10 protein-coding genes are annotated in these 15,695 nt (G+C 28.3%); 7 read left to right on the top strand and 3 right to left on the bottom strand.

Annotation, left to right across the window (positions count from 1 at the left end; translation table 4 throughout):
* The first annotated feature begins 74 nt into the window (after window positions 1–74).
* The 3 genes from secA to MBIO_RS01740 all read left to right on the top strand — a co-directional run bounded on the left by secA (window position 75) and on the right by MBIO_RS01740 (window position 5,263).
* Window positions 75–2,597, top strand: coding sequence for a preprotein translocase subunit SecA (gene secA, locus MBIO_RS01730; RefSeq protein WP_041594202.1), 2,523 nt, complete (start codon window positions 75–77; stop codon window positions 2,595–2,597).
* A 166-nt stretch (window positions 2,598–2,763) separates the two neighbouring features.
* Window positions 2,764–3,966, top strand: a complete 1,203-nt coding sequence (locus MBIO_RS01735) for a YitT family protein (protein ID WP_041594203.1) — start codon at window positions 2,764–2,766, stop codon at window positions 3,964–3,966.
* 61 nt (window positions 3,967–4,027) lie between these two features.
* A complete protein-coding gene (locus tag MBIO_RS01740) occupies window positions 4,028–5,263 on the top strand; it encodes a DUF2179 domain-containing protein (protein ID WP_013354500.1) in 1,236 nt (411 codons plus the stop codon).
* Between the two features lie 35 nt (window positions 5,264–5,298).
* Here the strand turns inward: MBIO_RS01740 and MBIO_RS01745 are convergent, their stop codons facing one another.
* From MBIO_RS01745 to MBIO_RS05025, 3 genes are all read right to left on the bottom strand, one after another.
* Window positions 5,299–5,526 (bottom strand): DUF2188 domain-containing protein, encoded by a 228-nt coding sequence (locus MBIO_RS01745; RefSeq protein WP_013354501.1) that lies wholly within the window; start codon window positions 5,524–5,526, stop codon window positions 5,299–5,301.
* Window positions 5,527–5,683: 157 nt separating this feature from the next.
* On the bottom strand, window positions 5,684–6,562 hold the full coding sequence (locus tag MBIO_RS05020) for a hypothetical protein (RefSeq protein ID WP_258408920.1): 879 nt from the start codon (window positions 6,560–6,562) through the stop codon (window positions 5,684–5,686).
* Between the two features lie 108 nt (window positions 6,563–6,670).
* Window positions 6,671–8,359 carry a lipoprotein 17-related variable surface protein gene (locus MBIO_RS05025; protein WP_258408921.1) on the bottom strand — a complete coding sequence of 563 codons (1,689 nt, stop codon included), beginning with the start codon at window positions 8,357–8,359 and terminating at the stop codon, window positions 6,671–6,673.
* Between the two features lie 284 nt (window positions 8,360–8,643).
* Between MBIO_RS05025 and MBIO_RS01755 the strand changes: the two genes are divergently transcribed.
* From MBIO_RS01755 to uvrA, 4 genes are all read left to right on the top strand, one after another.
* Entirely contained in the window at window positions 8,644–10,140 is a 1,497-nt protein-coding gene (locus MBIO_RS01755; protein ID WP_013526777.1) for an endonuclease, read from the top strand.
* 155 nt (window positions 10,141–10,295) lie between these two features.
* On the top strand, window positions 10,296–12,305 hold the full coding sequence (gene uvrB / locus MBIO_RS01760; protein ID WP_013354505.1) for an excinuclease ABC subunit UvrB: 2,010 nt from the start codon (window positions 10,296–10,298) through the stop codon (window positions 12,303–12,305).
* 2 nt (window positions 12,306–12,307) lie between these two features.
* Window positions 12,308–12,814 (top strand): hypothetical protein, encoded by a 507-nt coding sequence (locus tag MBIO_RS01765; RefSeq protein WP_013354506.1) that lies wholly within the window; start codon window positions 12,308–12,310, stop codon window positions 12,812–12,814.
* Between the two features lie 15 nt (window positions 12,815–12,829).
* Window positions 12,830–15,652, top strand: coding sequence for an excinuclease ABC subunit UvrA (uvrA, locus tag MBIO_RS01770; protein WP_013354507.1), 2,823 nt, complete (start codon window positions 12,830–12,832; stop codon window positions 15,650–15,652).
* Window positions 15,653–15,695: the final 43 nt, after the last annotated feature.

Raw genomic sequence — 15,695 nt, forward strand, 5'->3', positions numbered from 1 at the left:
AATTTTCACTATATAAAAAGTTAATAAACATTATTAATATTGATTTTTAAATATTAGTATAAAATTAAAGTATTATGGGTTTTAAATTTAAATCAACAGAAATGCTCATTGCAGAAAAAACATTGAAAAAAATTAATCAATTCGAGCCATTAATTTCTCGTTTAAGTGATGATGAACTTAAACAAAAAACACATCAATTTAAGGCTAGACTTGCAGATGGTGAAACTCTCGACAAAATGAGAGCAGAGGTTTTTGCTGTATGTCGTGAAGCTACAAAAAGAGTTTTAGGTAAAAGACCTTTTGATGTGCAAATGATTGGTGGTGTATTGCTTGATTTAAGTTCAATTGCTGAAATGAAAACTGGAGAAGGTAAAACTATTACTTCTATTGCTCCAGTATATTTAAATGCACTTAAAGGCAAGGGCGCAATCGTTTCGACAGTTAATGAATATCTTACTGAACGGGATGCTGAAGAAATAGGCCAAGTATTTAATTTCCTTGGAATGACTGTTGGTGTTAATAAAGCTCAAATGGATCCTTACTTAAAACGTAAAGCTTATGCTTGCGATATTACTTATTCTGTACACTCAGAATTAGGTTTTGATTATTTACGTGATAATATGGCAAAAACAATGGAAGACAAAGTACAACGCGGTTTACACTTTTGTTTAATTGACGAAGCTGACTCTATTCTTATTGATGAAGCTAAAACACCTCTTATTATTTCAGGCGGAGGTGCAACTGTAGATGGTAAGCCATCTAATTCAAATACTTATTATAGTGCTGATCAATTTGTTAGAACTTTAGATGACAAAGACTATGAAATTGATGAAGAAACAAAAGCTATTTCACTAACCTCAAGAGGTATTGAAAAAGCCAACAAATTCTTTAACTTTAAAAATCTTTATGATATTGAAAACTCAGAAATTGTTCATAGAGTTCAAAATGCTTTAAGAGCTCACAAGATTATGAAGAACAATGTTGAGTACATTGTTCGTGAAGGAAAAATTGAATTAGTTGATGCTTTTACTGGACGTGTTATGGAAGGCCGTGCCTATTCAGAAGGTCTTCAACAAGCACTACAAGCTAAAGAAATAGTTGAAATAGAATATGAAACTAGAACCTTTGCAACAATTACTTATCAAAACTTTTTCCGTATGTTTGATAAGCTTTGTGGAATGACTGGTACTGCTAAAACTGAAGAACAAGAATTCATTGACATTTACAACATGCGTGTAAATGTTGTTCCTACAAATAGACCAGTAATTCGTAAAGATTTAAGTGATTCTATTTATGCTTCATATGATGCAAAATGAAAAGCTGTTACAGAAAAAATTAAAGAGTTATATGAAATAGGACAACCTGTTTTAGTTGGTACTGCTCAAATTGAAGATAGTGAAATCTTGCACCAATATTTATACAAAGCTAATATTCCACATACTGTTTTAAATGCTAAGCAAAATGCTTCAGAAGCTGAAATTGTTTCTAAAGCCGGTCAAGTTAAAGCAGTTACAATTGCAACCAACATGGCAGGTCGTGGTACTGATATTAAACCAAGTCCTGAAGCTTTAGAATTAGGTGGACTTTATGTTATTGGAACAGATAGAGCAGAAAGCCGTAGAATTGACAACCAGCTACGTGGACGTAGTGGACGTCAAGGTGATCCAGGGATTTCAAAATTCTTTATTTCACTTGACGACCAACTTATGAGACGTTTCTCAAACTATGAAGAATTCAAAGAATCTTATGCTTTAGAAGGCGACAAAGAAATAACTTCAAAATCGTTGTTACATGGTTTTGAACAGGCTCAAAAGAAAATTGAAGGGTTCAACTATGATAGTCGTAAAAGTGTTTTACACTATGATGATGTTATCCGTCAACAACGTGATTTATTCTATGCCCAACGCGATTTAATTTTAATCAATGAAGATATCTCATTCATCGTTGAAAGAATGGTTCGTAAAACTGCAACTATGTTAAGTAACTATCCAATTTTTAAAGAAAAGAATGGTTTGTTTAAACACCAAGTATTCACTGATTACATTAATGATGTTTTTCTTGGTCATGGTACAAAAGAACGCTTGGACTATGAAGAAGTTAAAAAAATTTATGACTCAGAAATTAAAGATTTCTTAATTGAAAAATTAGTAAATTTCTATAAAAAATGAAGAGAACAAGCTATTCGAAATAGCAATGATGATACTGATTATATCAATTGATATGAAAAAGATTTAGTGCTTGAAATTGTTGATATTTATTGACAAAACCATATTGACACAATGGATAAATTGCGTTCAAATGTTAACTTAGTTCAATATTCTCAAAAGAATCCATACCAAGTTTATACAGATGAAGGTAGCAAGAAATTTGACCAAATGCTTGAAAACATTGCCTATGATGTAACTAAAAAAATCTTTGATGATCGTATAGGTATTCCTTCAATTATTCCTTATGAAGTTCAACAAGATGATTTATTTAAACAAATTAAAAATACAATTATTTTTGATGATTCTTTAACTCAAGAAGAACGTGAACAACAATTACTTGAAATGTACAACAGCATTAAAGGACAAATTGAACAACAAAAAGAAAATTAATGTATAATAATCATGAGCCGACATTGAGGTTAAAACTTTAATGGTGAAGTCCTAAAAAGGACTTTTTTTTATTGTTATTTAGACCAAAAATGCCAAAAATTGGCTAAAAATAAGCTTTTTATAACTTTTTTCAAGAATAGATAATGTTATAAAGTATAATAAAAATATGAATACACCTCAAGACAACAAAAATCATGAAGATAAAAGAGTACAAGTAGAAATAAAAAGATCAAAAGTGAAACAATCATTTTTGCATTTTGGCTCACTTTATCGTGTTAAAAAATTAAGATGACAAGTTCTTTTAAGTGTTTTAATTGGCTTAATTTTTGGTTTAGGACAATTCCTTTTAGTCCAAATAACAGGACTTTATAACTTAGGTTTAGATGCTTTCTGTCAATCAGTTGCTCGGATTGCAAAACACTTTATTACTGATGATAACTGAAAAAATAATATATATAACCTTTTATTCTGAACAGTTAACTTATTAGCTAATATTCCTTTATTTATATTAGGTTATAAAAAAGTTAATAAGCGTTTTGGGTTTTTAACAATAATTTTTATGACTACTGCTACTATTTTTGGGTTGATAATTGGTTTCATAACAGGTAGTGAAAATTGATTTATTTTTACAAAAATTAAAGCAGAAGAATTAACATGAGATGAGGCAAAAGGCGGCAATTTAACAATCTTTGTTTATGCATTAGTTTGAGCATTTTTACAAGCAGGAATAGCAGCGGCTTTATTAATAATTAACTCAAGTACAGGCGGAAGTGATGTCTTAGGAGTTTATTGATCACACAAAAAATTTAAAGATGTTGGTGCAAGTTTCATTTTTGTTCACTTAGCATTTTTAACAGTTGCTAATTTAATAGGAACTTATATTCCTTTAATTACGCCAAAAGGATCTTTTAGAGAAGGCGCTTATAAACCAGAATATTTCTTTAATCCTTCATTTATTGCTGGTATTGTTATGGTTTTAATTAATGGGGTTGTGTTAAATGTTCTATTCCCTAAATATAAAATTGTTAAAGTTGAAATTTATTCATCTAAAATTCCTGAAATTCAAGAAAAAATTAATACTTTAAAAGATGTGAGATTTGCAACAAGCCACTTAAGTGTTAAAGGTGGCTACTCAGGTCAAGAACAAGAAGTTTTAGTTACAATGTGTTTATATTTAGATGCAGCACATCTTCTTGAAATTGTTCGAGAATTTGATGAAAATGCCTTATTTACAGTTACAGACCTTAAAAAGGTAGATGGATATTTCTATGTTTCAGTAGAAAATCACAAGAGTTTATTTAATAAAAAAATTGAAAATAAAGAACAAAAGAAAACTAAAGAAAATGTAGAAGATAACTCGAAAAAATAGTTGTCTTTTATTTTTTAAATTTTAGTATTACAATTATTTTTTTAAATTATAATTTTTTATTATGGAAAATAAAAATAATCAAAATGAATTAACAAACCAAAACGAAATAGAGATTCAACGTTCAAAAATTAAACAGTCGTTTTTGCATTTTGGTACTTTATATAGGGTTAGAAGTTTTAAAAAACAAATAATTTACACCATTATTATTGGAGTTCTTTTTGGTATAGTTCAACATTTACTTATTTCAATAACAGGACTTTATAATATGGGTTTAGACGGACTTTGTCAGTCAATTGCTCGGATAGTTAGACACTTTTTAAGATGAACAAGTTTAGTATGAAAAGATAGTGACAAACTGATTGAGTCCTTCTGAGTTTTAGTGATTTATAATGTGTTATTCTGGCTGTTAATATTAGTAGCTAATATTCCTTTATTTGTTTTAGCATATAAAAAAATTAGCAAAAAATTTGGTTTCTTATCTATTATTTTCTTAGTTGTAGCTTGTATTACAGGTTTTTGTATTGGTTTAATTCCAACCTCTGAGCAATGATTTATGATTTCAAAAATTGATTCAGCTAATTTAACTTGAGAAACAGGTAAATTTAAAGATTTTTCAATTTTCTTATATGCAATACTATGAGCATTTTTACAAGGAGTATTTGCTTCAGCTTTATTAATTATTGGTTGTTGTACAGGAGGAGCTGATATTCTAGGAGTTTATTGATCACACAAAAAATTCAAGGATATTGGTGCAAGTTTTATACTTGTTCACTTGTTATTTTTATTTGCATGTAATTTAATTGGTAGTTATATTCCTTTTGCAGTTGAAGATCCTATTGCAGCTTCTTTTTCAAAACATCCAGGTAATAGATATGAATTAGAAAACTTTTTCAACCCTTCATTTGTCGCCGGATTTATTATGGTTGTAGTTAATGGTATTGTTTTAAATGTTTTATTTCCTAAATTTAAAATGGTTAAAGTTGAAATTATTTCAAATCAAGTTGAAATGATTCAACAAAAATTGAATACTTTAAAAGACCGTCGTTATGCTACAAGTACCTTAACTGTTATTGGTGGTTACAGTCATAAAGAACAAAAAATTCTTTTGACAACTTGCTTATATATTGATGCAGCTAAATTATTAGAAACAGTTCGTGGAATTGACCAAAATGCCTTATTTACAGTTATGGATCTTAAAAAAGCAGATGGTTATATTTATACAACTCACGAACATCAAAATCATTTATTTAAACATAAAAAACGTGACGAAATTAATGATCAACAAAAGCAAAATTAAAAATCGGGAACCCCGATTTTTATTATTAAATTTTATTATTTTTTGCCTTTGTGGCTAATAGCATCTCTAACACGGCCTGTTGTTTTGTGAATCAATACAGAACCACCACGTTTTTTAGCAATTTCATTTGCTAATTCAACAGCTTCTTTTTGAGTTTTAACAATTTTTGTAGGTCTTGAGTTCCCAACACCTTTAACTTGTCAACCTAAGCCTTTAGGAGTTACGTGGTATACTGTTGCTTCTTTGTTTTTTGTTTCTGCCATAATTTTCCTTTCATTGTTTTTATTAAGTGTATTAATATTATAAAGAAAAAAACAACAAATTTAAAATATTTTTTTAAAGAGCATTTTTTCCAATAAGCCTATTTTAAAAAGCTATAAGTCACAATTTATTTTTGAACATAAAACCTAATTTTTTAAACTAGTCTTCAATTTTAGCTAAGAAGTCTTTAGATTTTACATTATTTTCTTTAATTGAAAATATAATGTTGACTTTGCCATTTTTATCAAGAACTGTATATAAAAATCCATGAGAACCTGCATTTTTACCTGTAATTTGTTTTGAAGGATGTGTTATAACTTGAGATGGTTTTTTCAATCCAGTTTTTTTGTAAGCTTCAATTGCTTCTTTTGTTAATTTAAGCGAAGTTAGATTAATTGGTTTTTCCTTTTTATTATTACCTAATTTTTTTAAAGTAAAAGTATAATTTTTTGGATTAATATCAATTCTCATGTTTTTGTTGTTCATGTATTCTTTAATTTTAGCTAATTGAGTAGCATATCCAGGATCAGTTTTGTCATAGGTGAATATTTTGCCTTCTTCTGCCAGCTTTCTTAAATCTTCATAAGGATTTGCTGGAACTTTACCTTGTAATTCAACATGAGTAAAGTATTCTTTATTAATGTTTGTATTTTTGTAAGTTACTTTAACTCTTAATTTTCCTGCTTTTTGTAAAGCAAGTTTTTCGGCATTATTTTTTGGTCAATCAACAGTTACGCCAGTTAATGTGAAAATGTCATTTGTTGTTGTAGGTACATTTAATTTAGTTTTTTCATAGATGATGTCATTATCTGTAGCCTTTGTAACATCACAAGGGTTAGGTAATGAAAGATTAATTTCAGCTAAAAATGTATCTTTTAATTCTACAAATGATTTTTCTGCAAAAGTTAATTCAAATTTCTTTTCTTTTGGAGTTGATTTAGTTGTGTATGAAACCGTAATAGTTAATTTACGTGTTGCATCATCAAAATTTAATGTCATTAAATTATTTAAATTAATTGTTGTGGCTTGAATATTCAATTTTTCAAGATTTTCTTTATTGAATTCTTTTTCTTCATTTGTATCTGGATCAGTGTAGTAAAGTTTTACTAAATTTTGTTCTTCTTTAATTTCTGAATAATAGTTCTTTTAACTAATTTTAGTTTTTAAAGTACCGATTAAGTTTTCAAATTTGTCTTCTGAATATGGAGCTGGTTTTTTGAAATCATTAATTTCATATTCAACTTCAACATTTTCTTGACTTTTATCTTCAAAACTTAAAGTTAATTTCAATTTTGCTTGACCTAAATTATTATTAGCAACAATTAATTCTGTTTTATTAATTGTAATCTTTTCTTCACTTAGATATTCGCTTAAGGTTTTACCACTTGGAGTTGTGGCTGTAACTTGAGCCAATAAATCACTTGTGTGAGCTGCAATATATTCTTCAATTGTTTTACTTGCTTTTTCATTTAAGTCAACATTTGTTAATTTAGCCATTTTTTGTTGAATGGTTTCTTTTGTAACAAAACCAGTTATTTCTTTGTTGTATGCATATTCTGGTTGATTTCATTGTTGTCATTTTGCAACTAATTTAACTTTTCCTTCAAAATTGTCAACAACTTCTAATTGATATTTAATGTAATTTAAACCTTCCATGTTTTTAAATACAGATAAATCATTTTGATAATCTGCATTTGTGAATGTAATTTTTTCTTCTTTTTCTTGATCAGTTAGTGCATTAAATTCTTCAACATATTCTTGTGCAGTTTTAGTTGATTTATCTTTTAAATCCACATTAAATGCTGCTTCTAATTCACTATTAACTTTAATTTCTTTAAAGCCTGCAACTACTTGACTTCAAACATATGTTTCAGTTTTAGTGGCGTCTTTTCAACCAAAAGTAATATTAATTGATAATCATCCTGAATAAGGTTCAGTTTCACCTGATGAGGTATCAGCTTCTTTATTTTTAATTTCAATACCTTTTTCATTAAATACTTTTGTTACATCAACTTGTGTTTTATTTTTGAAGTATCTTAGATCTGTAATTGTATAGTTGAAAACATTGAAATCTTTTTTGTTTTCTAAAACATCAATAGTATCAAAAATACCTTCTAATGTTGCTTGTAACGATTCAGTTTCTTTTTTGAATCCAGTTAATTTGATTGTAATTTCTTTTGATTTAGTTTTTGCTTTATTTTCAAAAGTTGCTTTAATATTTGCTTCACCTTTTGAAGCACTTACTTCTTCTATTTCTATGCTTTTAATTGATATTTCATATTCTTTTAAGAAAGTAGCTAAATCTTTGCTATTTGAAGTTGCTATTGACAATTTAGCTTGTAATTTAGCTAGATCATTAAATTGATTTTTGTATTCTTTAACTGTGTATTTGTCTTTTTCTGCTAAGTCCAAACCAGTTATAAATTTGATGTTTTCGTCAAATTTGTCAGTATCTACATAAAATCCTACAACCTTAATTGTGAATTTTTTAATTTCTTTATTTCCTTCTTTTTGAGTAAGGAAAATTTCTAATTCACCCTTAGCTTTATCTGCTTTTAAGTTGTCAATTATATATGTATATTTCTTTGTTGTACTTTCAAATTTAATATCTTCTTTTTTAATTTGATCAGCTTCTTTTGTAGTTGTGCTAATCTTATATACTTTGTTTGTAGAGTCATAATCAGCATTCTTAATATCTGCAATAGACAAAAGTTTAAAGTCTTCATCTGCTTTAATTTCTTCTTTTGTTGTGTTTTGACATTGAGATGAAATTAAAGGTAAAACACCTGCTGTTACGCTTGAAAAAATAAGACTTAATTTAATTTTCTTCTTCATATATTTCTCCTTCATAAGAATAAATTCTTATGCTAATAAATTATCTTAAATTCCTATTATTTTTTAAATAAATGGAAAAAATATCCACATTTTTCAAAATTAATGAAATTAATAAATTTCTCATTTTTTAAAGGAATTTACCAAAAACACTATAAAACAGCATTATTGGATAAAAGCGGTATAAATTGTGAAAATTTTATGTGGAATAACTATGTTAAAATTACTTTTTTTGTTACCAAAAATAATATAATTCTATAGCAATAAATTTTATAAGAGAGGTGCAAATGACAAGAAAAACTAAAATAGGTATTTTAATTGGAACAAATATTATTGTTACTGCTGGACTAATAACAGCTTTAGCAATAGCGCCAACTAGAAATAATAGTAATCATTCAAATTCAGGCACAACAACAAGTGAAACAAGAAAAATAGAAGTCAAAGCTAAAGTGAGTGTTGATTTAAGCAAAAAAATTGATCAGTTATCTAATCCAAGCACTGAGTGATTTGATTTTAATGGAAAAGCAATTCAAGAAAGAGTTGTTAAATTAACTGGAAAATATGATTCTAAAACTCAAATTTTAACCTTAGAATTTGAGTTATTAGATACAAAAACTTCAAAATCACAACATTTTACTGCACAAATTAAAGTTGAAAATTCTGTAGGTGGAGGTACATCAACAAGCGAAACAAGAAAAATAGAAGTCAAAGCTAAAGCAAGTGTTGATTTAAGCAAAAAAATTGATCAGTTATCTAATCCAAGCACTGAGTGATTTGATTTTAATGGAAAATCAAGTCAAGAAAGAGTTACTAATTTAATTGGAAAATATGATTCTAAAACTCAAATTTTAACCTTAGAATTTGACTTATTAGATATCAAAACTTCAAAATCACAACATTTTACTGCACAAATTAAAGTTGAAAATTCTGGAGGCGGAGGAACAACAACAGGTGACTATGTTTATGATAAAAGTAATAATTATTATTCTTCTTTAGAAGGTTTAAGAGGAGTTGATTTATTTAATGCTTTATTAAATTTACAAAAACAAAAAAGAAGCAAACTTACAAATTATGCAGATTTAGTTAATAGAATTTATAGAAATGCATTTATAGATAAATATTTCGAAAAAGACAACACTATTCTTGATGTATATTCAGAAAATCCAAATGGAAAAGACCCTTATGTTTTTAAAGTTGATGAATATGATGGAAGAGGCGGAAAATCAACAGGAAAATCATATGGTAATGGAGAAGGATCTATGTTTAATCGAGAACATATGATTCCTCAGTCATGATTTAATAAAGATGAGGCAACAAGATGTGATGCTCATTTTGTTTGACCTACAGATAAAAATGTAAATGCTTGAAGAGGTAATGATCCTCATGATAATATTAGTAGTCCATCTTGAACTTCTTTAAATGGAACTAAAGGGAAAGATGGTGTTGGTTGTGAACCTATTGATTACTTTAAAGGAGATATAGCAAGAGCATATTTCTATTTCAATGTTACACACCATAATGGAACACATAATAAAGGTGAAAGAGTATATACTTCAACTTTTCCTTTCTTTGTAAAACACTATTTAGATGTATATTCTAAATGAGCAACAAATGATCAAGTTGACTTAATCGAAATTGACAGAAACAATAAATTAGATGAAATCTACGGTGGTTTAAGAAATCCATTTATTGATTATCCTGATTTAATTGAATTAATTTGAGGCAATGATACAACTAAAAAATTTGAAAATCGTGGTGTAATCGTTAGTGTAAAAACACCTTAAAATAATATAAATTCAACAAGCAAGAAATAATTTGCTTGTTTTATTTTTATCTAAAAAGCCTATAAAATAGTTGATTAGAGTAATAACACAAAAAATTTATTTTAATTAATTAAAATACTAAATTAAATCTTGCTATTTGAGTTTATAATTAAAATATGTCAATTTTTAAATTAATTTCACCTTATAAACCTGCAGGTGATCAACCTGAAGCAATTAAAGAACTTGTAGAAAATATTAAAGACAATATGCAACATCAAGTGCTTAAAGGAGTTACTGGTAGTGGTAAAACTTTTACTATTGCAAATGTTATTAAAGAATTTGATCGCCCTGTTTTAGTTTTAAGTCACAACAAAACTTTAGCTTCTCAACTTTACAGTGAGTTGAAAGGTTTCTTTCCTCATAATCGCGTTGAGTATTATGTTTCATATTTTGACTACTATCGACCCGAAGCTTATATTCCTTCTTCAGATACTTACATTGATAAACAATCTCAAAATAACAAAGATTTAGATGCTATGAGAATGTCAGCTATGAATGCTGTTTTAACTAGAAATGACACTATTATTGTTGCTTCAGTTTCGGCAATTTATGGTGCACTTAATCCTAGTGAATATTATGCTTCAGTTTTTCCTATTGAAGTAGGTATGCAAATTAAAAGGCAAGAATTCTTTAAAAAACTTGTTCAAAGAAACTATAAAAGAAACCAAATTGATTTAGAATTAGGCACTTTTAGCGCCAAAGGTGATGCAGTTTATATTCAACCAGCTGATAGTGATGAATATCAAATTCGAGTCGATTTTTTTGGCGATGAAATTGATTCAATTGCAACTTGCGATCCTATTACTAAAGAAGTAATAGAACGTTTTAGTCATTACACAATTTTCCCCGGAGATGCTTATACAGTTGATAGAAGTGTTATTGATGAAGCTTGTGACAAAATCTTAGTTGAATTAGATGAGAGAATTAAATATTTTAAAGCTAATAACCAATTAATTGAAGCTCAAAGAATCCAAGAAAGAGTTGAAAAAGATGTCGATAGCTTAAGAGAATTTGGTATGTGTCCTGGTATTGAAAACTATGCAAGATATATGGATAGAAGAGAAGCAGGCGAGCGTCCTTATACCTTATTAGACTATTTTAAAGGCAAAAAACCACTTTTATTTATTGATGAGAGTCACATGATGATTCCACAATTAAATGGAATGTATCATGGTGACTACTCACGTAAAAAAAACTTAGTTGATTATGGTTTTAGATTACCAAGTGCACTAGATAATAGACCACTGCTTTTTAAAGAATTTGAAAATGAATTTGATTTTCAAACTGTTTATATTTCAGCTACCCCTGATGATTATGAACTTGATAAAACTCATGGTTTATTAACCAAATTATTTGTTCGTCCTACTGGTCTTTTAGATCCTAAAATTGAAATTAGACTTTCTAAAAACCAAATTGAAGATATTTATGATGAATTGCAAAGACAAAAAGATAAAAATGAAAGAACTTTGATTTTAACTACAACTAAACGTTTAGCTGAAGAATTAAGTAGATACTTTTTAGAAAAAAATGAAAAAATTGCTTATATCCACTCAGAACATAATACTTTTGAACGGAATGAAATCTTAAGAAAACTTCGTAAAGGCGTTTACGACACTGTTATTGGAATTAACTTATTGCGTGAAGGTGTTGATTTACCTGAAGTAAGTTTAATTATGGTTTTAGATGCTGATAAAGAAGGCTTTATGCGTTCGACTAAAAGCTTAATCCAAATTTCAGGTCGGGCAGCTAGAAATGCTAATGGTCGAGTAATTTTCTATGCAGATAAAACTACTAAAAGTATGCAAGAGTGTATTGAAGATAATGAAATTAAAAGAAAGATGCAGATTGCTTATAATAAGAAACATAATATTACACCTAAAACCATTATTAAACCAATTGCTGAGCCAATTCATGGCGAAGGAATTGAAGGCGAAATTGAATTCTTTTTCAAAAACGAAAAACGAAATCAAACTCAAAGTGGCAAGAAAGCTAAAGAAGAACTTATTAAAAGATTACGTGAACAAATGAATCAAGCAGCTAAAGAATTGGACTATGAAAGAGCTATTGAATTGCGCGATATTATCCTAGAATTACAAGCTGGTAAAGATAAGAAAGTTGAGGAATAAAAATGAGAGTGACATTATTTGATTTAGTTAACAACTTAAAGTATTATTCTTCTTTAACTATTAACTTATATTCTATTAATAAAGCTATTAGACAACTATTAAAAATGATTCCAAATTTGAGTGCTAAAGAAAAAGAACTTTTAACTTTAGATTATTTAGGAACCGAGTTTAATAAATATTCGAGTGAGCTTTATAAACATGCAATTTGTATTGTTTATTTAGCTAATAAATATAAAGTTAATTGAGCGGTAAATTTTATAAAAGACTTAAAATTAGAATTAAATAAAGTTAATGATATTGAAGGCTTTTTAGATTTAGTTTTAACTCAAAAAAATCAAAAACTAATTAAACAAAAATTAAGTCAAATATTCAAATTTGTTAACTTAGATGGCAATGTAAAAGACATTATTATAATTTACGATTTAATCTGTTTTATAGGTTTATTAGTAAATTTAACAAACACAGAATTTGAACTTTTACCATATGATGCATGTAATATTATTTCGTAAATAAGGAGGTTTTTTATGTCAGCCAAAGAAGAAATTATAGTTAAAGGTGCTAGAGAACATAATTTAAAAAATGTTTCAGTAACTTTACCTAAAAATAAACTCATAGTTTTTACAGGGCTTTCAGGTAGTGGAAAGTCTTCTTTAGCATTCAATACTATTTATGAAGAAGGTAGAAGAAAATATGTTGATAGTTTAAGTAACTATGCTCGTTTATTTTTAGGTGGAACAAGTAAACCTGATGTTGATAGTATTGATGGGCTTAGTCCTTCTATTTCAATTGAACAAAAAACAACACATAATAACCCTCGTTCAACTGTTGGTACTGTTACTGAAATTTATGACTATTTTAGATTACTTTTTGCTCGTATTGGTAAACCATTTTGTCCTCACCATAATATTGAAATAACTAGTCAAACCAATAAAGATATTATTGATTCAGTTTTCAATTTAAAAGATGGATCAAAACTTTATATTTTAGCTCCTGTTGTTGATGGTGAAAAAGGAACCTGAGCAACGCTTTTAGAAAAACTTAAAAAAGAAGGATTCTTAAGAGTTAAAGTTGATGGTGAAATAAAAAACCTTGAAGATGAAATTAAATTAGAAAAAAATATTAGACATACTATTGATATAGTAATTGACCGTGTGGTTTTAAATGAAGAAAATAGAAACAGAATTTCTGAAGCTTTAAGTGTTGCTGTGGAATATGGAAAAGGCATAGTTAAAGTTGAAACTACTGATGATGAAGTTAAAACATTTTCAAAATTACACTCTTGTGTTTATAAAGATTTTGAAATGCCTAAAATTGAAACTAAACTTTTCTCATTTAACTCGCCTTATGGTATGTGTCAAAATTGCAAAGGACTTGGAGTCGATTTAAAAGCTGACTTTGATGCTCTAACTCCAGAACCTTGAAGAAGTATATTTGAAGGTGGAATTAAATATTTTGAAAACACAGTCAATACTCAAAATTTAGAGTGACAAGAATTTGAAGTTTTATTAGATCATTACAAAATTGATAAAAATTGTCCAATTGAAGATTTAGGTAAAAAAGACTTAGAAATCATTAAATATGGATCAAAAGAAGAACTCGACTTTGTTGTTGTTTCTGAAAGTGGAAATAAATGAAGAAAACACAAAGTTATCGAAGGTATTTTGACTAAAGTCCAAAGACTTTATATAGAAACAACTAGCGAAAGAATTCGTGACTGACTTAAAAAATACATGGGTACTTTTGAATGTTCAACTTGCCATGGAAGTAGATTAAATGAATATGCACTAGCAGTTAGAATTAATGGTTATAACATAGAAGACTTTAGTCGTATGTCAGTTGAAGATGCTTTGATTACTATCGAAAACTTAAAATTGAATGAAGAAGAGACTAAGATTTCTACTTTAATTATTAATGAATTAATTAACCGTTTAAGTTTTCTTAAAAATGTTGGACTTAACTATTTAACTTTAAATAGAAATGCCGAAACTTTAAGTGGTGGTGAAAGTCAAAGAATTAAATTAGCAACTCAAATTGGTTCTAATTTAACTGGTGTTTTATATGTTTTAGATGAACCATCAATTGGGCTTCATCAAAAAGATAATGACCGTTTAATTAAAACACTTAAAAGTATGGTTGAAATAGGTAATACTTTAATTGTTGTTGAACATGATGAAGAAACAATTAGATCAGCAGATTATATTGTTGATATTGGACCTAAGGCAGGAATTCATGGTGGTGAAATTATTGCTCAAGGAACTTTAGAAGACATTATTAAAGAACCAAAAAGTATCACTGGAAAATATTTAAGTGGTGAAATGAAAATCGAAGTACCAAGAGTTAGAAGAAGTGGAAATGGCAAAGTAGTTACTATTTTTCAAGCTGCAGAAAACAACTTAAAAAATATTGATGTCAAGTTTCCTTTAGGTAAATTTATAGGAGTTACAGGCTTAAGTGGCAGTGGTAAAAGTAGTCTTGTAAATGAAATCCTAGTTAAAGGTATCGAAAGCGTATTAGGCCATAAAACAGGCAAAATCGGAAAATTCAAGAGTATTAGTGGACTAAATCAAATTGATAAAATTGTGCCAATTAGCCAAAGCCCTATTGGCAGAACTCCTCGTTCTAATCCAGCAACTTATACCTCAGTTTTTGATGATATTAGAGAAATTTTTGCCTCAGTTGAAGAATCACGTGCTAGAGCTTATAGCCGTTCTCGTTTTAGTTTCAATGTGCCTGGCGGACGTTGTGAAAAATGTCAAGGAGATGGTTCAATTAAAATTGAAATGCACTTTTTACCTGATGTTTATGTACCTTGTGACGAGTGCGATGGTCAAAGATATAATCGTGAAACTTTAGAGATTAAATACAAAAATAAAAATATAGCTCAAGTCTTAGATATGACTGCTGATGAAGCACTTGAATTCTTTAGTACTAGAGCAAATATTAGAATTAAATTAGAAACTTTAGTTGCTGTTGGATTAGGTTATATTAAGCTTGGACAATCATCAACAACACTTAGTGGTGGCGAAGCTCAACGGGTAAAATTAGCTACTTATTTACAAAAGAAGGCGACAGGAAAAACCATTTATGTATTGGATGAACCTACTACAGGATTACATTCTTATGATGTTGCAAACTTATTAAAAGTTTTAAATAAAATTGTTGATAATGGTGACACAGTTGTTGTTATTGAACACAATTTAGATGTCATTAAATGTTGTGATTATATTATCGATCTTGGCCCTGAAGGTGGGGTAAATGGTGGCCGAGTTGTGGCTACTGGAACTCCTGAACAAGTGGCAGAAAATGAAAATAGTTACACAGGACAATACCTAAAAATGATTTTATAAATCACAATTTTGAAGAAGCACAAGCTGCTTTTTTTATTTTTCT

The sequence above is a fragment of the Mycoplasmopsis fermentans PG18 genome (assembly GCF_000209735.1).
In the GTDB taxonomy this organism is placed as follows: Bacteria; Bacillota_I; Bacilli_A; order Mycoplasmatales; family Metamycoplasmataceae; genus Mycoplasmopsis; species Mycoplasmopsis fermentans.